Annotated in this window: 28 protein-coding genes and 1 pseudogene; 13 read left to right on the plus strand and 16 right to left on the minus strand. The window is 65.4% G+C overall.

Annotated elements, in window-relative coordinates:
- The first annotated feature begins 4 nt into the window (after positions 1 to 4).
- Positions 5 to 187 (plus strand): hypothetical protein, encoded by a 183-nt coding sequence (locus tag AB7Z56_RS18830; RefSeq protein ID WP_071917406.1) that lies wholly within the window; start codon positions 5 to 7, stop codon positions 185 to 187.
- Positions 188 to 245: 58 nt separating this feature from the next.
- Here the strand turns inward: AB7Z56_RS18830 and AB7Z56_RS18835 are convergent, their stop codons facing one another.
- Positions 246 to 854, minus strand: a complete 609-nt coding sequence (locus AB7Z56_RS18835; RefSeq protein ID WP_014494708.1) for an FMN-dependent NADH-azoreductase — start codon at positions 852 to 854, stop codon at positions 246 to 248.
- Between the two features lie 84 nt (positions 855 to 938).
- On the opposite strand from AB7Z56_RS18835, the gene AB7Z56_RS18840 reads away from it, so the two are divergent.
- On the plus strand, positions 939 to 1,349 hold the full coding sequence (locus AB7Z56_RS18840; protein ID WP_028152772.1) for a winged helix-turn-helix transcriptional regulator: 411 nt from the start codon (positions 939 to 941) through the stop codon (positions 1,347 to 1,349).
- Here AB7Z56_RS18840 and dprA read toward each other — a convergent pair.
- The 6 genes and pseudogenes from dprA to AB7Z56_RS18870 form a co-directional block, all read right to left on the minus strand.
- Complete coding sequence (dprA, locus tag AB7Z56_RS18845; protein WP_231142126.1) at positions 1,346 to 2,488, minus strand: DNA-processing protein DprA; 1,143 nt, start codon at positions 2,486 to 2,488, stop codon at positions 1,346 to 1,348. The two genes, AB7Z56_RS18840 and dprA, sit on opposite strands and share 4 nt — an antisense overlap.
- A gap of 109 nt (positions 2,489 to 2,597) precedes the next feature.
- Positions 2,598 to 2,855, minus strand: a complete 258-nt coding sequence (locus AB7Z56_RS18850; RefSeq protein WP_441256394.1) for an ABC transporter substrate binding protein — start codon at positions 2,853 to 2,855, stop codon at positions 2,598 to 2,600.
- A complete protein-coding gene (locus tag AB7Z56_RS18855; protein ID WP_441256395.1) occupies positions 2,798 to 3,040 on the minus strand; it encodes a hypothetical protein in 243 nt (80 codons plus the stop codon). Before AB7Z56_RS18855 ends, AB7Z56_RS18850 begins: the two co-directional genes overlap by 58 nt.
- Positions 3,041 to 3,051: 11 nt before the next feature.
- A complete protein-coding gene (locus AB7Z56_RS18860) occupies positions 3,052 to 3,567 on the minus strand; it encodes an ABC transporter substrate binding protein (protein ID WP_283016772.1) in 516 nt (171 codons plus the stop codon).
- Positions 3,568 to 3,777: 210 nt separating this feature from the next.
- Positions 3,778 to 3,891: pseudogene (locus AB7Z56_RS18865) on the minus strand (DNA-processing protein DprA); the annotation flags it as partial.
- 106 nt (positions 3,892 to 3,997) lie between these two features.
- A complete protein-coding gene (locus AB7Z56_RS18870) occupies positions 3,998 to 4,423 on the minus strand; it encodes a DoxX family protein (protein ID WP_063982811.1) in 426 nt (141 codons plus the stop codon).
- Between the two features lie 312 nt (positions 4,424 to 4,735).
- Here AB7Z56_RS18870 and AB7Z56_RS18875 point away from each other — a divergent pair, with 312 nt between their 5' ends.
- Entirely contained in the window at positions 4,736 to 5,980 is a 1,245-nt protein-coding gene (locus tag AB7Z56_RS18875) for an amidase (protein ID WP_063982812.1), read from the plus strand.
- On the opposite strand, the gene AB7Z56_RS18880 is transcribed toward AB7Z56_RS18875, so the two are convergent.
- The 4 genes from AB7Z56_RS18880 to AB7Z56_RS18895 form a co-directional block, all read right to left on the minus strand.
- A complete protein-coding gene (locus tag AB7Z56_RS18880) occupies positions 5,972 to 7,174 on the minus strand; it encodes a patatin-like phospholipase family protein (protein WP_283016771.1) in 1,203 nt (400 codons plus the stop codon). The two genes, AB7Z56_RS18875 and AB7Z56_RS18880, sit on opposite strands and share 9 nt — an antisense overlap.
- 212 nt (positions 7,175 to 7,386) lie before the next feature.
- Positions 7,387 to 7,983: a glycerol-3-phosphate 1-O-acyltransferase PlsY gene (gene plsY / locus AB7Z56_RS18885; protein ID WP_063986317.1), complete on the minus strand. Its 597-nt coding sequence runs from the start codon at positions 7,981 to 7,983 to the stop codon at positions 7,387 to 7,389.
- Between the two features lie 47 nt (positions 7,984 to 8,030).
- On the minus strand, positions 8,031 to 9,332 hold the full coding sequence (locus tag AB7Z56_RS18890) for a dihydroorotase (RefSeq protein ID WP_063986318.1): 1,302 nt from the start codon (positions 9,330 to 9,332) through the stop codon (positions 8,031 to 8,033).
- A 5-nt stretch (positions 9,333 to 9,337) separates the two neighbouring features.
- Positions 9,338 to 10,285: an aspartate carbamoyltransferase catalytic subunit gene (locus AB7Z56_RS18895; RefSeq protein ID WP_014494716.1), complete on the minus strand. Its 948-nt coding sequence runs from the start codon at positions 10,283 to 10,285 to the stop codon at positions 9,338 to 9,340.
- A gap of 204 nt (positions 10,286 to 10,489) precedes the next feature.
- Between AB7Z56_RS18895 and AB7Z56_RS18900 the strand changes: the two genes are divergently transcribed.
- The gene (locus tag AB7Z56_RS18900; protein ID WP_283016770.1) at positions 10,490 to 11,239 is read left to right on the plus strand and encodes a M15 family metallopeptidase; all 750 of its coding nucleotides are present in this window, start codon (positions 10,490 to 10,492) and stop codon (positions 11,237 to 11,239) included.
- A gap of 54 nt (positions 11,240 to 11,293) precedes the next feature.
- Entirely contained in the window at positions 11,294 to 12,058 is a 765-nt protein-coding gene (locus AB7Z56_RS18905) for a CPBP family intramembrane glutamic endopeptidase (RefSeq protein ID WP_063982815.1), read from the plus strand.
- A gap of 15 nt (positions 12,059 to 12,073) precedes the next feature.
- On the opposite strand, the gene AB7Z56_RS18910 is transcribed toward AB7Z56_RS18905, so the two are convergent.
- The 3 genes from AB7Z56_RS18910 to ruvX all read right to left on the minus strand — a co-directional run bounded on the left by AB7Z56_RS18910 (position 12,074) and on the right by ruvX (position 13,962).
- The gene (locus AB7Z56_RS18910; protein WP_063982816.1) at positions 12,074 to 12,997 is read right to left on the minus strand and encodes an AEC family transporter; all 924 of its coding nucleotides are present in this window, start codon (positions 12,995 to 12,997) and stop codon (positions 12,074 to 12,076) included.
- A gap of 9 nt (positions 12,998 to 13,006) precedes the next feature.
- Positions 13,007 to 13,372 (minus strand): hypothetical protein, encoded by a 366-nt coding sequence (locus tag AB7Z56_RS18915; protein WP_187388032.1) that lies wholly within the window; start codon positions 13,370 to 13,372, stop codon positions 13,007 to 13,009.
- Positions 13,373 to 13,482: 110 nt separating this feature from the next.
- On the minus strand, positions 13,483 to 13,962 hold the full coding sequence (ruvX, locus tag AB7Z56_RS18920; protein WP_063982818.1) for a Holliday junction resolvase RuvX: 480 nt from the start codon (positions 13,960 to 13,962) through the stop codon (positions 13,483 to 13,485).
- A 46-nt stretch (positions 13,963 to 14,008) separates the two neighbouring features.
- Here ruvX and AB7Z56_RS18925 point away from each other — a divergent pair, with 46 nt between their 5' ends.
- A complete protein-coding gene (locus AB7Z56_RS18925; RefSeq protein ID WP_063982819.1) occupies positions 14,009 to 14,224 on the plus strand; it encodes a hypothetical protein in 216 nt (71 codons plus the stop codon).
- A 64-nt stretch (positions 14,225 to 14,288) separates the two neighbouring features.
- On the opposite strand, the gene AB7Z56_RS18930 is transcribed toward AB7Z56_RS18925, so the two are convergent.
- Positions 14,289 to 15,224, minus strand: a complete 936-nt coding sequence (locus AB7Z56_RS18930; RefSeq protein WP_063982820.1) for a cyclase family protein — start codon at positions 15,222 to 15,224, stop codon at positions 14,289 to 14,291.
- Positions 15,225 to 15,411: 187 nt separating this feature from the next.
- The gene (locus AB7Z56_RS18935; protein WP_063982821.1) at positions 15,412 to 16,302 is read right to left on the minus strand and encodes a LysR family transcriptional regulator; all 891 of its coding nucleotides are present in this window, start codon (positions 16,300 to 16,302) and stop codon (positions 15,412 to 15,414) included.
- A 97-nt stretch (positions 16,303 to 16,399) separates the two neighbouring features.
- Between AB7Z56_RS18935 and AB7Z56_RS18940 the strand changes: the two genes are divergently transcribed.
- From AB7Z56_RS18940 to gatB, 7 genes are all read left to right on the plus strand, one after another.
- Positions 16,400 to 17,425, plus strand: a complete 1,026-nt coding sequence (locus tag AB7Z56_RS18940; protein ID WP_354096590.1) for an NAD(P)H-dependent flavin oxidoreductase — start codon at positions 16,400 to 16,402, stop codon at positions 17,423 to 17,425.
- 105 nt (positions 17,426 to 17,530) lie between these two features.
- Positions 17,531 to 18,607, plus strand: coding sequence for an NAD(P)H-dependent flavin oxidoreductase (locus tag AB7Z56_RS18945; protein WP_354096591.1), 1,077 nt, complete (start codon positions 17,531 to 17,533; stop codon positions 18,605 to 18,607).
- Positions 18,608 to 18,684: 77 nt separating this feature from the next.
- A complete protein-coding gene (gatC, locus tag AB7Z56_RS18950) occupies positions 18,685 to 18,972 on the plus strand; it encodes an Asp-tRNA(Asn)/Glu-tRNA(Gln) amidotransferase subunit GatC (protein WP_028150645.1) in 288 nt (95 codons plus the stop codon).
- A gap of 79 nt (positions 18,973 to 19,051) precedes the next feature.
- Entirely contained in the window at positions 19,052 to 19,267 is a 216-nt protein-coding gene (locus tag AB7Z56_RS18955; RefSeq protein WP_014494728.1) for a hypothetical protein, read from the plus strand.
- A complete protein-coding gene (gene gatA, locus AB7Z56_RS18960) occupies positions 19,264 to 20,739 on the plus strand; it encodes an Asp-tRNA(Asn)/Glu-tRNA(Gln) amidotransferase subunit GatA (protein ID WP_247310028.1) in 1,476 nt (491 codons plus the stop codon). The genes AB7Z56_RS18955 and gatA overlap by 4 nt, the downstream gene beginning before the upstream one ends.
- A complete protein-coding gene (locus tag AB7Z56_RS18965) occupies positions 20,730 to 21,032 on the plus strand; it encodes a hypothetical protein (protein ID WP_094183808.1) in 303 nt (100 codons plus the stop codon). Before gatA ends, AB7Z56_RS18965 begins: the two co-directional genes overlap by 10 nt.
- Positions 21,029 to 22,507, plus strand: coding sequence for an Asp-tRNA(Asn)/Glu-tRNA(Gln) amidotransferase subunit GatB (gene gatB / locus AB7Z56_RS18970; RefSeq protein ID WP_354096593.1), 1,479 nt, complete (start codon positions 21,029 to 21,031; stop codon positions 22,505 to 22,507). Before AB7Z56_RS18965 ends, gatB begins: the two co-directional genes overlap by 4 nt.
- The last annotated feature ends 181 nt before the right edge of the window (positions 22,508 to 22,688 follow it).

The raw sequence follows: 22,688 nt of genomic DNA on the forward strand, positions 1-22,688 counted from the left end.
CGCGATGTCAAAAGCAGCTCGTATTTCTTCGTCGATTTCAGAACCACGTATTTACACCGAACATTCCGCCATTCCAGCCAAGCACTCCGATACGTCCGAGTTCATCGGGGTGGCACTTTTCTCAGGCATCGGGCTTTTCATTTCGCTCGTCGCCGTCATTCTTGGCGTTCAGGGCGCCTGGTTTTAGCGCTGTCGAATTCTCAGCCGCCGCCGGGCTCCGGCAGCGGCTGGTGTCGGCGTAAGTCTTACGCCGCCTGCAGGCTGGTGGCAGCCTGAAGCGCTCCGGCCAGCGCTTTCTCACGATGCTCAGGGCCAACCTGGATGCCGTCGGCGACGATGAATTCGGGGCTCGTGATGCCCATGAACGCGAACACGCCACGCAAATAGGTTTCGAGGTGCTCGAGCGAGGCGGCCGGCGTGCCCGGGCCATAATAGCCGCCGCGCGAGATCGCCACGATCACGCGCTTGTTGCCGGCAAGGCCCTGCGGGCCGTTCGCGTCGTATTTGAACGTTTTCCCCGCCACCAGGACGCGGTCGATCCAGGCCTTGAGCTGGCTCGGGATCGTAAAATTGTACATGGGCGCGCCGATCACGACGATATCGGCATCGAGGAACTCGTTGAGCACGGCCGCGCTCGCGGCCAGGTCGGGACCGAGTTCCGCCGGCGCCGGCGCGCCTTGCGCGGCCGCAAGGTGCGAGCCGGAGAGGTGGGCGAGCGGAATCTGCGTCAAATCGCGGTAGACGAGGTCGAGCGACGGCGTCGCCTGCCTGAGACGGTCGACGATGGCGGCGGAAACCTGCCGTGAGACGGAGTGGGGGCCGAGCACGCTGGAGTCGATATGGAGGAGTTTCATTGGGGTTCACCTATGGTATAGATTTGTAACCCGCACTACATGAGTGACTGTCAAATTCCCCGCAAGAACGCACTTTTTTGAGCCATGGGCACATCTTTGAGACCTGCACACACCGATTTTCCTGCTCCCCAGATGCCGGATCGCGACCACGCGGACTGCCGCGGGGTCGCCTCGATCCTGGCGCGCGTCGGCGACAAATGGAGCGTGTTCGTCATCATGATGCTGAGCGACGGGCCCAAGCGCTTCAACGAGCTGAAGCGGATGATCAACGGCATCTCGCAGCGGATGCTGACCTTGACCCTGCGCGGGCTGGAGCGCGACGGCCTCGTCACGCGCACGATCTTCCCGACCATTCCGCCGCGCGTGGACTATGAGCTGACCGATCTTGGCCGCGGGCTCCAGCAGCCCGTGATGGCGCTTGGGCTATGGGCGAAGGAGCACCAGGCGCAGATCGCGGCGGCACGCACGCGGTTCGATGAGCGCAACGACACCTAGAGAAGAGAAACGAGACCGCCGCCGTGGCGTTCGAGGCGGCCCGCAAGCTCGAGCTCCAGCAGCACGGTGCGGACGATTGCGGGCGAGGCGCCGGACATCCGCACGAGATCGTCGATCGAGATGGGGGCAGGGCCGAGCAGGCCGGTGATCTGGTCGCGGTCGTGTGATTGCGGGTCGCTCTCGAACGGTTCGCTATCGGGCTCGCTCGCCGGATGCATCAGCGGCCGCTCCATGATCGGTGCGACAGCGTTGATGATGTCGGCGGCTTCGGTGACGAGCGTTGCGCCCTGCTTGATCAGATCGTTGGTGCCGGCAGCGCGCGGGTCGAGCGGCGAGCCGGGCACCGCGAATACCTCGCGGCCCTGTTCGGCCGCCATGCGCGCGGTGATCAGCGAGCCCGAGCGGTGCGCCGCCTCGACCACGACCACGCCGAGCGCGGCGCCGGAGATCAGCCGGTTGCGGCGGGGGAAGTCGCGGGCGCGCGGCTCGTGGCCGAGCGGCATCTCCGAGATCGCAGCGCCCGCGTGATCGAGGATCGAGGCGAGCAGGTCGCCATGCTCGGGCGGATAGATGCAATCATGGCCGCCGGCGAGCACCGCGATGGTGCCGCTCTCGACACTGGCGCGGTGTGCGGCCTGGTCGACGCCGCGGGCGAGCCCCGAGATGATGAGGAATCCGGCTTCGCCCAGCTCACGCGCGAGCTGGCCAGCGAATTTCAAGCCGGCGCCGGAGGCGTTGCGCGAACCGACGATCGCGATCATCGGCCGCATCAGGGTCGCGGTGTCGCCGCGCACGGCGAGCAGTGGCGGCGCATCGTCGAGTGTTGCGAGGCGCGCCGGATAGCCGTCCTCGCCGGGCGCAAGCCAGGCGATGCCGTACTTGCGGCTTGCGGCGAGCTCGGCCTTCGCCTCATCGGCACTACAGATGCGCCCGGAACGGGCCGCGCCGCCGCGGCGCGCCAGATCGGGCAGCCGCTCCAGCGCAGCGCGCGCCGTGCCGAAATGATCGACCAGCGAACGGAAGGTGCGCGGCCCGACATTGTCAGAACGGATCAGCCGCAGGCGGTCGATCCGCTCAGCCTCGGGCAGCTCCACGCTGGGATTGATGGCGTCCACGGCGTCTCCTTGTGGGAGTAGCATGGAACAACCTGAGGGCGTGGGCAACAGCGACGTGTGGTCGTTTCTATCGCCCCAATCATGGGCGGAGGAGGAATGGAGCAACGCGCTGCCTCATTCCTCAAGGCTTTTGCTATTCGATGACCTCGTCCGCGCGCACCTGCAACGACTGCGGTATCTCGAGGCCGAGCGCCTTGGCGGTCTTCAAGTTGATGACCGTCTTAAACAGCGTCGGCTGCTCGATGGGGATGTCGGCCGGGTTCGCGCCCTTCAATATCTTGTCAACGAAAACAGTGGCGCGGCGAAACATGGAGGTGAAGTCTACCCCGTACCCTACCAGTGCGCCCCCCGGGACGCGACGATGGGTGCGGCAATCGATGGCACGCGGCACTTGTCGACAATCGCCGAGACCAACGCCGAATTGGTGACAAACGCATTGGCGTCCGTGATGACGAGACCGTCCATGGCGGAGGAGCCGACGATTGATAGCGCGTTGTCGAGGTCGCCGGGGACGTCAAGCTCGATCGGTCGCAGCTCAACCTTCATTGCCCGCGCGGCGTTCGTCATGGCACTCATGGTGCCGTTGTTCAGGGGTTGCCTCGCTGCATGAGCACCCCTGCGCGGGTCATCGAGGGAGCTATGCTCGCAAGAACCTCTAACCGCTTCGCAGCTAGTTCTGTAAGGAAAAAGGTCTGTCCCGTAATGTTGCCACCGGGATGAGCCATGCTGGCTGCAAGGCCCAAGGTCACCAGATCGGGACCCACGATCATCACGGTTGGAATTGTGGTCGTCGCACGGTGCGCGGCAAGAACCCCGGGAAATGTGGCTGTCACGAGAACGTCGACGCCGAGGGCGACCAGTTCAGCAGCCAGCGCCGGAAGCCGGTTATCGTCGCCGTCGGCGTCGCGATATTCAACGTGGACGTTCTCGCCCTCAACCCAACCGAGACCGCGAAGCGCAACGAGGAACGCGTCGACCTCCGAATTTCGCGGTGGGGGGAGGAAAAGGCCGATCCGCGAGACGCGCTTCACTTGCTGAGCGCGTGCGGCCGTTGCCCACGCCAACGCCCCGCCAGCCAAAGTGATGAATCCGCGTCGTTTCATAGCACCGCTAAATCGCTTATCCTCTGGCAGAGAGTAAGCATTTTTCGACATTGGTCCAGCCGCGTCAATGAACAGGTTGGGTCAGAAGGCGCACAGCCTAAGCCGAGACGGCGTGAGCGTCCAACAGTCCGGCAATTCGAATCTCATCGCCTTGATTGTCGGGGCAATTTAGAACTAACGCAAAGGTTGCGGCGTTTCCGCGTTAGTGCCACGCGGCCCGACATTGTCAGAGCGGATCAGCCGCAGGCGGTCGATCCGCTCAGCCTCGGTCAGCTCAACGCTCGGATTGATGGCGTCCACGGCGTCTCCTTGTGGAGGCAGCATGGAACAACCTGAGGGCGTGGGCAACAGTTGCGTGCGCTTGATCGGGCTTCAAAGGCGCTGCAGGAAGACCCGACGTGGTCGACGGGTCTTCCGCAAGGTCGTCGATTCAACGCGCGTGGGCCGCCTGAGCGACAGCGACGCCGCTCCGCGAGACGCGAGCGTCAAGGCTGAGCGCACCGGCACCGAAGGCAAAGATCTGGAGCAGGCCGCCTGCCATCATCACGTTCTTGAGGAAGTGGATCATCTGATTCTGGTCGGCAAAGTTGTTGTGGAACGAGACTGCCGCGGCCAGCGAGAATATGGCGAGCGCCAGCGCGACCGAGCGGGCTTGATAGCCCGCGATCAGCAGGAGACCGCCACCGAGCTCGACGAGAACTGCGATCGCATATGCCAACGGGGGCACCGGCAATCCCGCAGCGGCGATGTAAGCGGTCGTCGCACCATAGGCGGTGAGCTTGCTGAAGCCACTCATTGCAAACGGGAGGCCGATCAGCAGCCGGCCAACGAGGGAAGCATAACGGGTCGTATCCATGGTCATCGCTCCTGTGCTTGGTTGAGGTCCGACGGCGGTGACGCACCAGGCGTTTGTGGTTCGTAAGAGAGTGCGCGCCGCAGGGCCCTGCGTTGTGACCTCACACTGGCTCGATTGAATCGCGATAAAAATAGAAATAATTGAAAGATTCTGTTTCCATTTTTGATCTCATCCGCGCGGCGCCCGCGGACGCGGATGCTCTGGTCGAGCCGCTGGTCCCGGTCGACTGCACGCATGGATCGACCGCGTCCACGTGCGCTTGCGCGACCTCGTCCCGATGCTAAAAGCGATGGCAATAAGAAGGGTATTGCCATGATCTCACTCGCCGACCTCCAGCGCCGCATTGAAGCGGGCGAGCTTTCGCCCGATGACGCCATCGCCCAGTCGCACGCGGCGATCGAGGCCAGGGAGAAGGACGTCCACGCCTTCGTCCGTCACGACAAATCCGCGAAGGCGCAAGCCTCCGGCCCGCTGCGCGGCATCGCCGTCGGCATCAAGGACATCATCGACACCGCCAACATGCCGACCGAGATGGGCTCGGAGATCTACCGCGGCTGGCAGCCGCGCTCGGACGCGCCGGTCGTGATGATGCTGAAGCGGGCAGGCGCCACCATCATCGGCAAGACCACGACCACGGCGTTCGCCTCGCGCGATCCGACCCCGACGCTCAATCCGCACAATCTCGGCCATACGCCGGGCGGTTCGTCCTCGGGCTCGGCCGCGGCCGTCGGTGCCGGCATGATCCCGCTGGCGCTGGGCACCCAGACCGGCGGCTCGGTGATCCGGCCCGCCGCCTATTGCGGGGCTGCCGCGATCAAGCCGTCGTTCCGGATGCTGCCGACCATCGGCGTGAAGTGCTACTCATGGGCGCTTGATACTGTCGGCCTGTTCGGATATCGCGCGGAAGATCTCGCGCGCGGGCTGCTGGCGATCACCGGCCGCACTGAATTCGATGGCATCGCCGCGGCCAAGGCGCCGCGCATCGGCGTGGTGAGGCAGGAGTTTGCCGAGGCCGTGGAGCCGGCGGCGGAAGAGGGCTTGCAGGCTGCGATCAAGGCGGCCGAGAAGGCCGGTGCCAGTGTCAAGACCATCGATCTGCCGGAGTCGGTGCAGGAAGCTTGGCGCATCCACCCGATCATCCAGGATTTCGAGGCGCATCGCGCGCTGGCCTGGGAGTTTTCGGAGCATCATGACGAGATCGCGCCGATGCTGCGTGCCAGCCTCGATGACACCGTCGGCTTGACGCCGAAGCAGTATGACGACGCGCGTCGGATCGCCCGCCGTGGCCGCCGCGAGCTCGGCGAGCTGTTCGAGGGTTTTGACGTGCTGCTGACCTATTCGGCGCCGGGCACCGCGCCGGCCAAGGAGCTCGCCTCGACCGGCTCGCCCCGCTACAACCGGCTCTGGACGCTGATGGGCAATCCTTGCGTCAACGTGCCGGTGCTGAAGGTCGGCGGCCTGCCGATCGGCGTGCAGGTGATCGCGCGCTTCGGCAACGATCCGGGCGCGCTTGCGGCGGCATGGTTCCTGGAGGATGCGCTGGCGAAATCAGGCTAGCGCGGGCTCAGTGGCGGGCAGCGCGCGTTCGGCCTCGGCGCCTGTGGCGCCTTGTCCGAGCCAACGCTCGGCGGCCTCGCGGCCACTCCGGTGCAGCGTACGAATGAAGCCGCGGCCGAGATCGGTGGATGAGCGCTGCGCCAGGCCCTCAATGGAGTCTTCGGCCGCGATCCTGGAGAGCCGCAGCGAAGGTGCGGCAGCTGCTCGCGCCCATTCCAGCGCCGCGATCTCGGCGTTGAGGGCGGCGTTGGCGGCGATCTGGTCGAGCCTGCGGTCGATCGCGGCGAGCGTGATCGGCACGTAGCTGTCACGCGTGGGCGTGACCTGGACGAGCAGCAGATCGGGGGCTGTCGATTCCTGCGCCAGGCGCACCAGCGGCGGATTGCCGCCAATGCCGCCATCCCAATAGGCCTCGCCGTCGATCTCGACGGCGCAGTGAACCAAAGGCGGGCAGGTCGAGGCCAGCGCGACGTCGGCGGTAATGCAATCGTTGCGGAAGATCTGCTGCTGCCCATCGCGGATTCGCGTCGCGGCGATCAGCAGTTTTGGGCAGGCGGCGTCGCGCAAGGCGGCAAAATCGATGTCGCGCGACAGCGCCAGCCGCAGCGGATCGAGATCGAACGGATCGAATTGGCCGGAGCGCAGCGTCGGACCGAACGCGACCGAGCTTCCCGCCGGCGAGAATCCGCCGACCAGCATCAAGGAGCGGAACGAGGCCTCGTGCATCAGGCGGGCCCAGAACCGGTTCAACCGCGAATGGGCGCCTTCGCGTCCGCCTTCGGCGAGGCCGGAGGCGAGCAGCAGCGCATTGATGGCGCCGGCACTGGCGCCGCTGATGGTGTCGATCTGGATGGTCGGGTGTTCCAGCAACCGCTCCAGCACGCCCCAGGTGAAGGCCGCAAAAGTGCCGCCGCCCTGAAGGGCCAGCGACACTCTTTGCGGCGGCCATTGGCTGGAGCGCGGCTGCACGGGCGCGACCGGCGCGGCAATGGTCACGATCTCGACTGGCGCGGCGGCTTGCGCGACGGGCGCAGGCCGGGTCACTGGCGGGGGTACGGGAGCAGGCTCGGGCGCGGGCAGCGGCGAGGGCGCATCGGACCAGACATTGGTCATCGAGAGCAGCCGGCTTGCTGCGGTGCTGGAAGCACCGTGCGAACCAGGCCCGTCATGCGCGCCGACAATCTTCTCGCTCATTCTGAGCTACCGCGTAACGCCATTTCCGCTGTCAGGATGACAGGCGTGGAACTCGTTCGCCACTCCGGCCGCGAGCAGCTTCCGAGTTGCGAACAGGAATTGGCACATAATGCGGAGGCGGTGCGGCGATATCCGTACTTTTTCCGGCCTTGGGATTTTGTTTTGACGCGTTTTCTTGACGCGAACCGGTAGCCACTTCGCTCGAAAACGCTCTAGGCCTTCTCGCCGATCCGGCTTTCCTTGCCCGATTGCAGTCGCTTGATGTTCTCGCGATGCGCGTAGAACAAGAGCAGCGTCAGCGCGGCGAACAGCGATGCGAGCGCGAGATGCCCGAACCACCACAGGAAAATCGGGGTGATGAACGCCGCCACCAGCGCGGACAGCGAGGAGTAGCGGGTGGTGAAGGCGGTGGCGAGCCAAAGCAGGCAGAACACGATCGCGCCGGGCCAGAACAGGCCGAGCAGGATGCCGATATAGACGGCGACGCCCTTGCCGCCTTTGAACTTCAGCCAGACCGGGAAGAGATGGCCGAGGAAGGCGCCGAGCCCGGCCACCATGGCGGCATTGGGTCCCGCGATGTAGCCGGCGATCACCACCGCGACCGTGCCCTTGAGCGCGTCGAGCAGCAGGGTGCCCGCGGCAAGGCTCTTGCGTCCCGTGCGCAGCACGTTGGTGGCGCCGATGCTGCCGGAGCCGATCGAGCGAATATCCTGCGTGCCGGCGAGTTTGGTCAGGACCAGCCCGAACGGAATCGAGCCGAGCAGGTAGCCGATGACAAAGGCCACCGGCAGGAAGGCTTCAAGCCCCATGGCCGCATCTCCATGCTGAACCGCGACGCCACGCATGAATTTGCCCGTCAGACATGCTCGTACACCGTCCGTCCGCCGACAATGGTGCGCACCACGCGGCCTGTAAAGCGGGCCTCGTCGAACGGCGTGTTCTTGCAGGGCGATTTGAGGTCGGCGGGATCGACGATCCAGGGCACATCGGGATCGATCACGATGACATCGGCCGGGCTGCCCGTGCGCAGGGTTCCACCCGGCAGACCCAGGATCTCGGCCGGCCGCGTCGACATGGCCCGGATCAGCGTTTTCAGGTCGAGTTCCTCATTGTGCACGAGGCGAAGGCCCGCCGGCAGCATGGTCTCGAGCCCGATGGCACCGTGTGCTGCTTCCGCGAACGGCAGGCGCTTGACCTCGACGTCCTGCGGATTGTGGTCGGACATGATGACGTCGACGAGGCCGGAGGCGACAGCCGCGACCAGCGCGCGCCGGTCGTCCTCGGTCCGCAGTGGCGGCGACAGCTTCAGGAACGACCGGTAGGGGCCGATATCGTTCTCGTTCAGCGCAAGATGATTGATCGAGACGGAGGCGGTCACGGCGAGGCCGGCGTCGCGGGCGCGCTTGAGGACGTCGAGCGAGTCGATACAGGTCAGCGACGCCGCGTGATAGCGCCCGCCGGTGAGCGCGACGAGACGCATGTCACGCTCGAGCATCACGGCCTCCGCCGCGTTCGGGATGCCCATCAGGCCGAGCCGCGAGGCGAACTCGCCCTCGTTCATCACGCCTTCGCCGACGAGATCGGGATCCTCGGTGTAATGCACGATCAGCGCGTCGAAATCGCGCGCGTAGGTCAGCGCGCGGCGCATCACCTGCGCGTTGATCACGCTCTTGTCGCTGTCGCTGAAGGCGATCGCGCCGGCGGCCTTGAGGAGGCCGAACTCGGTCATCTCCTCGCCGTGCATTCCCTTGGTGAGCGCCGCCATCGGCTGGATGTTGACGATCGCGGTGTCGCGGGCACGGCGCATCACGAAGTCGACGGTCGCCGAGTTATCGATCACCGGAGACGTGTCGGGCTGGCAGATGATGGTGGTGATGCCGCCGGTCGCAGCCGCCTGGCTCGCGGAGGCAAAGGTCTCGCGGTGGCTGAAGCCGGGCTCGCCGACGAAGGCGCGCATGTCGACGAGGCCGGGGGCCACGATCTTGCCGGCGCAGTTGACGACGTCGGTGCCCTCGGGGACGCCGGCCGCTCCGATCCCGCGACGGGTCTCGCGGATGATTCCGTCGGCAATCAGGACATCGCCGGGGCCGTCGAAATCCCTGGAGGGATCGACGACGCGGGCATTGGCGAGCAGGATGGGACGGCGGTCAGTCAGCATGAGCATCACGCGTTCGGCAAGTTGCGGGCGAGCGCTTCGAGCACGGCCATGCGTACCGCCACGCCCATCTCGACCTGTTCGCGGATCAGCGATTGCGCGCCGTCGGCGACCGCGGTGTCGATCTCGACGCCGCGGTTCATCGGGCCGGGATGCATGACGAGCGCGTCCGGCTTGGCGTAAGCGAGCTTTTTCTGGTCCAGCCCGAAATAGTTGAAATATTCGGAGGTCGACGGCACGAAGGAGCCGTTCATGCGCTCGCGCTGGAGCCGCAGCATCATGACGATATCGGCGCCGTTGAGCCCCTCGCGCATGTCGCGCGCAACCTCGACCCCCATGCGCTCGATGCCGGGCGGCAGCAGCGTCGAGGGGCCGACGACGCGGACGCGGGCGCCCATAGTGTTGAGCAGGATGATGTTGGAACGGGCCACACGCGAATGCAGCACGTCGCCGCAGATCGCGACCACGAGGCCCTCGATCCGGCCCTTGTTGCGGCGAATGGTCAGCGCGTCGAGCAGCGCCTGCGTCGGATGCTCGTGCGCGCCATCGCCGGCATTGATCACGGAACCGTCGACCTTGCGCGCCAGCAGTTCCACCGCGCCGGACGCGTGATGCCGAACCACCAGAATGTCCGGGTGCATGGCGTTGAGCGTCATCGCAGTGTCGACCAGCGTCTCGCCCTTCTTGATGGACGAGGAGGAGACCGACATGTTCATGACGTCGGCGCCCAGCCGTTTGCCGGCGAGCTCGAACGAGGACTGGGTCCGGGTCGAGGCCTCGAAGAACAGATTTACCTGCGTCCGTCCACGCAGGACGGTACGCTTCTTGTCAACCTGGCGGTTGAGCTCGACATATTCTTCGGACAGGTCGAGGAGGCCGGTGATGTCGGCCGCGGAAAGGCCCTCGATGCCCAGCAAATGCCGGTGGCCGAGGACGAAGGTCGATTTCGATGTCATTAAAACGAGAGCTATAGGCGGGGATGGCTGGGGGAGCAAGGGCCAATGCCGGGGCGGGGAGTTATCCCCTGATCTGTCGGTGCGGGCTCATCCTCTCCGTCATGCCCGGGCTTGTCCCGGGCATCCACGTGCTTCATTCGCATTTGACGTAAAAGGCCGTGATGGCCGGGACAAGCCCGGCCATCACGATGTGGGGAGCTCCAGTTGAAAACAATTTTGACCGCGCTCTTGGCAGCAACCGTTATCAGCGCAGCCAACGCCCAGTCGCTCCCCGGCGGCTTCGTCTATCTGCGCGACATCGACCCCGGCATCATCCAGGACATCCGCTACGCCACCTCGAACAATTTCGTCGGCCGTCCGCTGGCCGGTTACGGCGCCGGCGAATGCGTGGTGAAGCGGGAGGTGGGGCTGCGGCTGAAGGCGGTTCAGCAGGAATTGGCGGCGCAAGGCCTGTCGCTGAAGATGTTCGACTGCTACCGGCCGGCGCGGGCCTCGCTCGACATGGTGAAGTGGTCGCAGAACGGCTACGAGACGGCGGCCGAGCGGCGCTACAATCCGAAGATCCCGAAGAGCGAGCTGTTCCGCCTCGGCTACATCGCGAGCCGCTCGCAGCATTCCACGGGCGCGGCGCTCGATCTCACGCTGGTCGATCTCAAGGCTGACAATTCCGCCAGATACGATCCGTCAAAAGCCTATGCCGATTGCACGGCGCCGGTCGAGGCACGATTGCCGGAGGGCAGCGTCGACATGGGCACGGGCTACGACTGCACCGACACGAAGGGGCACACTGCGGCACCGTCGATCAATCCGGACCAGCGCGCCTGGCGCAAGCGGCTGGTGGCCGCGATGGCGAAGCAAGGCTTTGTGAACTATGCGAAGGAGTGGTGGCATTTTTCCCTGCCGGGGGCGGGCGCGGCGGCCTATGATTTCCCGATTCCGCCGCGAACGAAGTAGATCGTCGTGCGAACGGCCCCGGAATGATGGTGCCGTCCCAACGAAAGCGCTTGAATGGACTCCCTCAATCCCGATCTCCCGCCGATGACCGTGACGCCAGCTGCGCCGCGCGTCTGGAAATTCTGGGGCACGGCGGTGTGGGGCCTGCTCATCTTCGTCGCGATGTTCCTCGGCCAGGTCGGTGCCATCCTCTATCTGGTCTGGGACCGTGGCGACCCCCTCGACCTGATGTCGATCCAGCGTGTCGGTCGCGAGCCCGCGGCGCTCGCGCTGTCGGTGACCATGGGCCTGCCGGCGACGCTGGCCGCGGTGTGGCTCGCCATCCGCATCAAGAAGGCCTCGTTCGTCGACTATCTCGCGCTGCATTGGCCGTCCTGGAAGCAAATGCTGTTCGGCGCCATCGGGCTTGTCCTGATCGTGGTCGCCTGGGAGACGATGTCGCGGAGCCTTGGCCGCGAGGCGACGCCGGGCTTCATGACCGATCTGTTGAAATCGGGCCGCGACAAGGGCGCGGCTGTGATGCTGCTGTTCGCGTTCAGTGTCGCTGCGCCGATGTCGGAAGAGGTTTTGGCGCGCGGCTTCCTGTTTCGCGGCTGGTCGGCGAGCTTCCTGCGCGTGCCCGGCGCGATCATCCTGTCGTCACTGGTGTGGACGGTCGTGCACCTGCAGTACGACATGTACTTCCTCGCCGAGGTCTTCTCCATCGGCCTGTGGTTCGGCTACATGCGTTATCGCGCCAACTCGCTCTGGCTCACCGTCGTGCTGCATGCGCTGAACAATCTGACTGCGGTGGTGCTGACGATGTGGCTGGGGAGCTGAGGCCTCGCACGAGGCCTAAGCCACCAGCGCGATCGCGATCGGCATCGTGACCGCCGCCAAGATCGTCTGCAGCGTGATGATCTGCGCCAGCAGCGGCGCATCGCCGCCCATCTGGCGGGCCAGCACATAGGCGCTGGGCGAGGTCGGCACCGCCGCGCAGATTGCGACGATCGCCAGGCTGTCGCCCGAGAGACCGAACCAGGCGGCGAGCGCCAGCGCCAGCACGGGCATCAGCGCCAGCTTGAACGCCACGCCGATGGTTGCGCTCACGCTCGGGCGGAGCAGACCGTTGAGCTGCAGGCCGGCGCCGGTAACGAGCAGGCCGATGGCGAGCGAGGACCGGCCGAGCGCGTCCGCAACCTCGTGCCAGATCTTTGGCAGCGGCAGATGGATGACATTGATGACGAGGCCGATCACGCAAGCCCAGATCAGGGGATTGCGGATCACCGTCATGACGATGGCGCGCGCGGACTGCTTCTCGGGCGATGCATAGTGCGCGAGCACGGCGACGCTGAACACGTTGACCAGCGGAATGATCGCGACCATCGCCACCGACGCCAGCGCGAGTCCGACATCGCCGAACATGTTGGCGGACACCGAGAGCGCCACATAGGTCTGCCACCGCGTCGCGCCCTGGAAGATCGAGGTGAAGGCGGGACCGTCGATGTCGAACCGCGCGAGCGCTGGGCGGAGCGCGAGGCAGAGCAGCGACATCGCCAGCACCGACAGCAGCAGCGCACCGCCGACGCCGGCGACCGGCACCCTGGAGAGGTCGGCCTTCACCAGCGTCTGGATCAGGAGCATCGGGAACAGCACGAAATAGGTCAGCCGCTCCAGCCCGTGCCATTGCGTGTCGAGCCGCATCAGGGTGCGCCTGAGCACCACGCCGAGCACGATGAGAATGAAGACCGGCAGCAGCGCCGCGATCACGACGGCCATGGCAGGCGCCTATTCCTTTTTCAGAACGAAGTCGGCCCCGCGTGTCCCGTAGCGGGGGCCCTTCGGCGTGATGGTGTGTTTGGGGTCCATCCAGTCGCCGGCGATCTCGTTGTCCGCGCTGAAGCGCGTGACGTACAGTCCGCCGAGGACGGCATCGTCGCCCTTGAGATATTCGGTCTCGGTCCACTTGATCAGCGGGCCGTCGACCATTCCCTTCACTTTTGTCCGGGTGCCGTCAAAGCTTGGCCACTCCATGGTGCCCGTGAATTCAGCCCCAGAGATCGCGTCGATGGTGAGCTTGACTGGAAAACTGCCGTTGATGTTGTGCGAATACTGGTTGAACGTCCCGGACCACGTGCCTTTGAGCTCCGACACCGCATGATCCTCCGCGGCAGAGCAACCCTGCACAGCGAGGAGAACCAGGAGGACGGCGCCGATCGAAATTTTTGCGCTCGTCGGCAATGCCATGTTGTCGCTTCCGGGAATTAGGCTTGTCGTAAATTGGCGAGGCGGTCGAGCGCGCCTTGCAGGATGAAGATCGCGGCGTGCTCGTCGATCACCTCGGCGCGCTTGGCGCGGCTGACATCCATGCCGATCAGCTCGCGCTCGACCGCTGCGGTCGACAGACGCTCGTCCCAGAGGCCGATGGTGAGTGTGGTCAGCCCGGCAAGGTTGCGGGCGAAGGCGCGGGTCGATTGCGCGCGCGGGCCCTCGCTGCCGTCCATGTTGATGGGCAGGCCGAGCACGAAGCCGACCGCCTTGCGCTCGGCCGCGATCGCGAGCAACCGCGCCGCGTCCTGCTTGAACGCCTTGCGCTGGATGGTCTCGACGCCGGTCGCCAACCGCCGGTCCGGATTGGACACGGCAACACCAATGGTCTTGGTGCCGAGGTCAAGGCCGACCAACCCGCCGCGTTCGGGCCAGTGGGTTGCAGCATCGACGAGAGGCAGGATAAGAGCCGGCATGGTGTTAGCGCATATCACGCGTCGCGCCGCGGAGTGAACCCGGAACATGGATGCACTGACACTATTCGGCCTGTTTGCCGTGACGACGATGCTGGTCTGCTATGCCCTGGAGGATCGCAGCCATTGGTTCGTGCTGCTGTTCGCTGTGTCCTGCGCGCTCGGCTCGGCTTACGGCTTCCTGCAGGGCGCCTGGCCGTTTGGCCTCGTCGAAGCTATCTGGGCCTTCGTTGCATTGCGGCGCTGGCATCTCAGGCCGCGGTGACGGAGAGGCCGGGCGAGGGGCCTGCCGGGTGGCAGGCGGATCCCCGCCCGGGTCGACGTATCGATCAGCGGATCGCGATCGGGTTGATCATCGCCTGCACGCCGCCGGTCCAGCGCGGCTGGCCGAGCACGAACAGGAATTCATAGCCCTTGTCGCGAGCGAGCGCGGCGGTGTCCATGTTCTCGAGAATGTAGGTCCCGTTCATCGCGAGCAGGATCTGGTGTACCTCGAACACGTTCTTGGACTCGAACGGCAGCACCTCGAGCGCCCAGGTGTCGGCGCCGATGGCGACCACGCCCTTGCCGGTCAGGTACTTCGCGCCCTCGACGCCGAGACCGGGCTCGCCGGCCGAGTAGCGCTTGTCGTCCTTGCCGATCAGGCTGAGCCAGCCAGTGTGGAAGATGACGACGTCACCCTGGCGGATCTCGACGTTCTGCTGCTTGGCGGCTTCCTCGATCTCCTTGACGTTGAAAGCGGTACCTTCCTTCACGATGTCGGTTTTGAAATAGGCGGCCATGTCGAGCAGCACGCCGCGGGTGACCATCGGCGGCACCTTCTCGATGCCGAGCTTCTTCAAGCCATTCGGATCGGCGAAATCGGCGAGCTTGTTGCCGTTGTAATAGACGTGCTCGACGCCGAGATGGCCGAGACCGTCGAGCTGGCTGCCGATGCCGACCCACGTATCAAGGATGTCGTCGTTATAGGTCGCCTTGTTCGGACCGAGACCCGGGCTGCCGGCCTGTCCGGGCTGAACGATGGTGAGCTTGAATGTGCGTGGCGGATAGGCGGGTGTCTGTGGCGTGACGGGAATGCCGAGGGCGTAGGTCTTGCCGGTCCTCACCAGCGATGCCGCTTTGACCACGAGCTCGGGCGTCATGTAGTTGGCGGCACCGATCTCGTCGTTCGGTCCCCATTTCGATTTGGTCCAGTCCTGTGCGCTTGCAGTTCCTGATATCGCCGACAACGCGGCGACACAGCACAACACGAGCGTATTGCGCATCGATAGTCCTCCCGATGTTTTGGCTTCGTTGTGTTTTTGCGCTGGCCAGTGACGCATCCTAACGTAGAACGGATGCGTGCTTCAAAGCATTTCGCGGTGCCGCGCTGCGGCGGCTGAACGCAGCGCAGACTAATTCAAGCGCGATGGATTTGTGACGAATTTCGCCACGTGGAACGCTGCGCCGGTGTCAGGCCGCGATGACGTCGTTGTCTTTCTTCAGGCAGGACATGAAACCGCCGAGCGCGCTGTACTGATGTCCGCCGCTGCGCTGGATGAAGAGCGTCTCGACGCGCGCATGCGACGGGCCCAGCGCGTGGATCGACACGCTGCCGGCCATCGCGCTGCGTTCGACCACGGCGCGCGGCAGCAGCGTCACGCCCATGCCGGCAGCGACACAACCGATCATGCCGTCGAGCGTGCCGAGCTCGAAGCGTGCGGCCGACGGCCAGCCGAACTCAACAAAGATCTGTTCGAGACGCTGGCGGTAGGTGCAGCCGGTGCGGAACACCAGCGCGGTCGGACCAGACTCCGGCGTGCCGGCGCGCAGCTCGGCAAGCGAGGCCCAGCGCCGCGCGCTGACCAGCACCAGCTCTTCGCGAAACGCACTCGTCGCAGTGAGGTCGGCATGTGCGATGGGACCCGCGACGAAGGCGCCGTCGAGCGTGCCTTCGAGCACGCCCGCGACGAGGTCGGCGGTGGTCGCGGTGCGCAGGCTCAGCCGCACGGCTGGGAAGTTGCGGTGGAAATCGGCGAGGAGGGACGGCAAGCGCACGGCTGCCGTCGTCTCCATCGAGCCGATCGCGAGCGGTCCTTTCGGCTCGCCGTCGTCACGCGCGGCGAGCACGGCCTCCCGTGATAGCGCGGCCATCCGCTGTGCGTAGGGCAGGAGGCGTTTGCCGGCGCCGGTCAGCGTCATGCCACGGCTGTGGCGTTCGAACAGCGGTGTGCCGATCTCCGCTTCCAGCGCCTTCACGCGTTGGGTGACGTTGGATTGCACCGTGTTGAGCTCCTCCGCGGCGCGGGTGATGCCGCCGGTGCGGGCGACGGCGGCAAAGGTCTGGATATCGCTGAGTTCCATGGCGTCGTTTCGCTTTTGTGATGGCAGCGTTCGCAACAATTCATTTTTCGAGAATGCTAGTCGCGCCTAGTCTCCCTGTCCAGATCAGGGAGGGGCTATGCCCATTGAGACGTCGCTGACTAGGCTGCTGGAGATTGAGCATCCCATCCTGCTGGCGCCGATGGACATCGTTGCCGGCAGCCGGCTTGTGACGGCCGTGAGCCGTGCCGGCGGTTTCGGCATTCTGGGCGGCGGCTATGGCGAGAAGGTGTGGCTGGAGCAGGAGACTGCGAAGCTCGCGGGGTTGTCGGCGCCATTCGGGATCGGCTTCATCACCTGGAGCCTCGCCAAGCGGCCCGAGCTTCTCGATGTCGCTCTTGCCGCAAAACCGTCTGCGATCATGTTGTCGTTTGGCGATCCCGCGCCGTTCGCGCCGAAGATCAAGTCCGCAGGTGCACGCCTGATCTGCCAGGTGCAGGATGAAGCCATGGCGCGGCAGGCGCTCGATGCCGGCGCCGACATCCTGATCGCGCAGGGCACGGAGGCAGGTGGTCACGGCGCCTCTCGCACCACCGTCGATCTCGTGCCTGCAATCGTCGATCTTGCCGCGGGCCACGTGCCTGTCGTCGCGGCCGGCGGCATCGCCGACGGGCGCGGTCTCGCCGCCATGATGATGCTGGGCGCGAGCGGCGTGCTGCTCGGCACGCGCTTCTATGCGAGCCAGGAGGCTGATGGCGCGGAGGAGGCCAAGCGGCGTATCTGCGCAGCGAACAGCGGCACGACCGTGCGCGGCATCATCTTCGATCTCTCGCGCAACAATGTCTGGCCGGCGCCGTTCACGGGAAGGTGCCTCATCAACGACCACGCCAGGCGCTGGATCGGCCGCGAGGTCGAGCTGATGCAGAATGTTGCCGCAGTCGCGGCGGACTATGCGGCCGCGAAAGCAGCCGGCAATTTCGATGTCGCGGCCGTGATCGCGGGCGAGGCGGTCGGATTGATTCATGATATTGCACCGGCGGCCGAGATCGTGGAGCGGATTGCGATTGAAGCGGGGCAATTGCTCGCCGGCCGGCGCAACTCGGTTTCTTCTTTTCCTTCCCCCCTTGTGGGAGAAGGTGGCGCGGAGGCAATCCGCGCCGGATGAGGGGTCTGTCTCCGCGGATGCAAACCCCTCACCCGTCTCGCCGCTGCGCGGCGATCCACCCTCTCGCACAAGGGGCGAGGGAAGAGCGAACATGAGGCAAGAATTATGTGGCCTGACCGTCGACTGATCGATCTCTTCAAGACCGAATTCCCGATCGTGCTGGCGCCGATGGCTGGTGTGATGGATGCCGAACTGGTGATCGCCGTGGCGGAGGGCGGCGGGCTCGGCTCGCTGCCGAGCGCGATGCTGTCGCCGGAGAAGGCGCGCGAGCAGGTCAACATCATTCGCCAGCGCGTGAAGGCGCCGGTGAACATGAACTTCTTCTGCCACACGCCGGTTGACCTCACGGCCGAAGCCGAAGCGCGCTGGAAGCAGCGGCTTACGGGCTATTACACCGAGCACGGCCTCGATCCCGCAGCGCCCATCAACGCCGCGAACCGTGCGCCGTTCGACGCCGCGTTCTGCGAGGTCGTCGAGGAGCTGAAGCCGGAGATCGTCAGCTTTCATTTCGGCCTGCCGGATCAGGCGCTGCTCAAGCGCGTCAAGGCTGCCGGCTGCCTCGTCATCTCGTCCGCCACGACGGTGAAGGAAGCAGTCTGGCTGGAAGAGCGCGGCGTCGATGCCGTCATTGCGCAAGGCGCCGAGGCCGGCGGCCATCGCGGCATGTTCCTGACCGACAAGATCTCCGAGCAGCCCGGCACCTTTGCGCTGGTGCCGCAGGTCGCCGACGCCGTGAAGGTGCCTGTCATCGCGGCCGGCGGCATTGCCGACGGGCGCGGCATCGCCGCAGCCTTTGCGCTCGGCGCATCCGGCGTGCAGATCGGCAGCGCCTATCTGCGCTGCCCGGAATCCAAGGTCAGCGCGGGCGGGCGCAAGGCGCTGGCTGAAGCGCGGGACGATTCCACCGTCATCACCAACGTCATGACCGGGCGTCCGGCGCGCGGCGTCCAGAATCGCCTGATGCGCGAAGCCGGCCCGATCTCGCCCGAGGCGCCGCCTTTTCCCCATGCCGCGACCGCGCTGGGGCCGCTCAAGGCAGCTGCCGAAAAGCAGGGCAGGGTGGATTTCACCAATCTCTGGGCCGGCCAGGCCGTGGCCCTGGGCCGCGAGGTCCCCGCAGCCGAATTGACCCGGGATTTTGCCAAATCGGCCCTGGCCCGCATGAAGGGACTGGCTGGCTAAGGTCGCGCCGCCGGTTGCGGCGCAAAACCGGCCTCTGCTATACGGCAGTTAGATTTTGCCGTGAGAGGCCTTATATAATGTCCGTCGACGCCACTACCGTCCGCCGCATCGCGCATCTGGCGCGCATTGCGGTTTCCGAGGGCGAGGTTCCGCATCTGCAGGGCGAGCTCAACGCCATGCTCGCCTTTGTCGAGCAGCTCTCGGAGGTCAACGTCGAGGGCGTGGAGCCGATGACCTCGGTCACCCCGATGCAGATGAAGAAGCGGCAGGACGTGGTCAATGACGGCGAGATCGCCGACGATATCGTTGCCAACGCGCCCGCGACCGAAGGTCACTTCTTTCTTGTGCCCAAGGTGGTCGAGTGACGTAGCGTTTTCGAGCGAAGTGGAAGCCGGTTCGCGTAAAGAAAACGCGTCAAACTAAAGAGCCTTAGGACCAAGTCCGATGTGCATGCTTTGCGACGATGAGAAGGCCTATCAGGCCTACATGAACTATCTCGACAAGATGGAGCGGCAGGGCAAGGCTGCCGATCCCAACGTCGCCGTCAATGCCGTGCTCGACGAGATCGAGGCCGCCGCGAACGCCGCCGCCAAGAAAAAAGACGACCCGGCCAACGACAAAACCCTGTCTCCGTTCTTCTGCAGCCCGATCAATAAATGACCGATTTGACATCGCTGACGCTCGCCGAGGCCCGCAAGGGTCTCGCGGCCAAGACTTTCACGTCCCTCGAGCTGACCGACGCGCATCTGAACGCGATCGAAGCAGCACGCGTGCTCAATGCCTTCGTGATGGAGACGCCCGATCGCGCGCGCGACATGGCGAAGGCCGTGGACGAAAAGATCGCCAAGGGTGAGGGCGGCCCGCTCGCCGGCATTCCGCTCGGCATCAAGGACCTGTTCGCGACCAAGGGCGTGCGCACCACGGCGTGCTCGAAGATTCTCGGCAATTTCGTGCCGACCTATGAGTCCACGATCACCTCCCAGCTCTGGCGCGATGGTGCGGTGATGCTCGGCAAGCTCAACAATGACGAGTTCGCGATGGGCTCGGCCAACGAGACCTCGTGCTTCGGCCCCGTCGGCAATCCCTGGCGGCGTGAGGGAAGCAACACGACGCTGGTGCCGGGCGGCTCGTCCGGCGGCTCAGCTTCGGCCGTGGCGGCGCTGCTGTGCATGGGTGCGACCGCGACCGACACCGGCGGCTCGATCCGCCAGCCGGCGGCGTTCACCGCGACCGTCGGCATCAAGCCGACCTACGGCCGCTGCTCGCGCTGGGGCATCGTCGCCTTCGCCTCCTCGCTCGACCAGGCCGGTCCGATCGCGCGCAGCGTGCGCGATAGCGCGATGCTGCTGCGCTCGATGGCCGGGCACGATCCGAAGGACACGACGTCGGTCGACATTGCCGTGCCGGACTATGAGGCCGCGATCGGCAAGTCCGTGAAGGGCATCAGGATCGGCATCCCCAAGGAATATCGCCTCGACGGCATGCCGGCCGAGATCGAGAAACTCTGGAGCGAGGGCGCGGCCTGGCTGAAGGCGGCCGGTGCCGAGCTCGTCGAGGTGTCACTGCCGCACACCAAATACGCGCTGCCGGCCTATTACATCGTGGCGCCGGCGGAGGCGTCCTCCAACCTCGCGCGCTATGACGGCGTGCGCTACGGACTGCGCGAGCAGGGCAAGAACATCATCGAGCTCTACGAGAACAGCCGCGCCGAGGGTTTTGGCGCGGAGGTGAAGCGCCGCGTCATGATCGGCACCTATGTGCTCTCGGCCGGCTATTACGACGCCTATTATCTGCGCGCGCAGAAGGTGCGGACGCTGATCAAGAAGGATTTCGAGGACTGCTTCGCCAAGGGCGTCGACGCGATCCTGACGCCGGCGACGCCGTCGGCGGCCTTCGGCATCGGCGAGAAGGGCGGGGCGGATCCCGTCGAGATGTATCTCAACGACATCTTCACGGTGACCGTGAACATGGCGGGCCTGCCGGGCATCGCCGTGCCCGCCGGCAAGGACGCGCAAGGCCTGCCGCTCGGCCTGCAGCTGATCGGCCGTCCGTTCGATGAGGAGACGCTGTTCTCGCTCGGCGAGGTGATCGAGCAGGCCGCCGGCCGCTTCACGCCCGCGAGGTGGTGGTGAATGTCGCCGCGTTCATCGCGAGCCTCGACGGCGCGGCGCCCGCGCCGGATCTGAACGCGCCGCTCGCCGGCCTCTGGTGGGCCGCGAAGGGCGACTGGGATCAGGCGCACAAGATCGTTCAGGACGAGAACAGCCGCGACGCCGCCTGGGTGCACGCCTATCTGCACCGGGTCGAAGGCGATCTCGGCAATGCCGGCTACTGGTATCGCCAGGCCGGCCAACCCGCGGCAAAGGATTCATTGGAGGCGGAGTGGGAGCGGATCGCTGCCACGCTGCTCGGGAGCAGGACATGAGCACGGCCACGCACAAGCTTCTCAAGGGCGCCACCGGTGACTGGGAGATGGTCATCGGCATGGAGATCCACGCCCAGGTGACCTCGAACTCAAAACTGTTCTCGGGCGCCTCGACCACGTTCGGCGGCGAGCCGAACAGCCACGTGTCGCTGGTCGATGCCGCGATGCCAGGCATGCTGCCCGTCATCAACGAGGAATGCGTCAGACAGGCTGTCCGGACCGGGCTCGGGCTGAACGCGCAGATCAATCTGCGTTCGGTGTTCGACCGCAAGAACTATTTCTATCCGGACTCGCCGCAGGGCTACCAGATCAGCCAGTACAAGTCGCCGATCGTCGGCGAAGGTGAGGTCGTGGTCGAACTGGATGGCGGCAAGACCGCGACCATCGGCATCGAGCGCCTTCATCTTGAGCAGGACGCGGGCAAGTTGCTGCACGATCAGTCGCCGTCCATGTCCTATGTCGATCTCAACCGTTGCGGCGTGGCGCTGATGGAGATCGTCTCCAAGCCCGACATCCGCGACGCCGAGCAGGCCAAGGCCTATGTGACCAAGCTGCGCTCGATCCTGCGCTATCTCGGCACCTGCGACGGCGACATGGAGAAGGGATCCTTGCGCGCCGACGTCAACGTCTCCGTGCGCAAGCCGGGCGCGCCGCTCGGCACCCGCTGCGAGATCAAGAACATGAACTCGATCACCTTCATCGGCCAGGCGATCGAGTACGAGGCGCGGCGCCAGATCGAGATCCTCGAGGACGGCGGGGAGATCGACCAGGAAACGCGGCTCTATGATCCCAACAAGGGCGAGACGCGATCGATGCGGTCCAAGGAAGAGGCGCATGACTACCGCTACTTCCCCGATCCCGACCTGCTGCCGCTGGAATTCTCGCAAAGCTTCGTCGACGAGCTGAAGACAGAGCTGCCGGAGCTGCCGGACCAGAAGAAGGCGCGCTTCGTCGCTGATTTCGGCCTGTCGGCTTACGATGCGAGCGTGCTGGTCGCCGAGCGCGAGAGCGCGGTGTTCTACGAGACGGTGCTGGATACGCTCGGCAACCGTGCCCGCGACGGCAAGGTGGCGGCGAACTGGGTGATCAACGAGCTGTTCGGCCGTCTCAACAAGGAAGGGCGGGATATTACGGGCGCTCCGGTCAACGCCGAGCAGTTGGCTGCGATCATCGACCTGATCGGCGAGGGCACGATCTCCGGCAAGATCGCCAAGGATCTGTTCGAGATCGTCTGGCAGGAGGGCGGCGATCCGCGCGCGCTGGTCGAAAGCCGCGGCATGAAGCAGGTCACCGATCTCTCGGCGATCGAGAAGGTGGTCGACGACATCATCGCGGCCAATCCCGACAAGGCCGCGCAGGTCAAGGACAAGCCGCAGTCGCTCGGCTGGTTCGTCGGCCAGGTGATGAAGGCGTCCGGCGGCAAGGCCAACCCGCAGAGCGTCAACGACCTCTTGAAGTCGAAGCTCGGCATCTGACGTCACACGTTCGAACGAGGTGACGGATACGCTTCGTCACCTCGCTTCCGGTTCGCGCTGCGACGCTCGCGCGCACCCTCGGCGGCAAACTCCATCCCGACCGACGGCGATGCGGCGGCCGAATCGCCGCCACGCGATTCGCGCAAAACGGCGGCTTCCACACGCGCTGACGAGCGCTTGC

The organism is Bradyrhizobium sp. 482_C4_N1_8 (assembly GCF_052075965.1).
Taxonomy (GTDB): domain Bacteria; phylum Pseudomonadota; class Alphaproteobacteria; order Rhizobiales; family Xanthobacteraceae; genus Bradyrhizobium; species Bradyrhizobium barranii.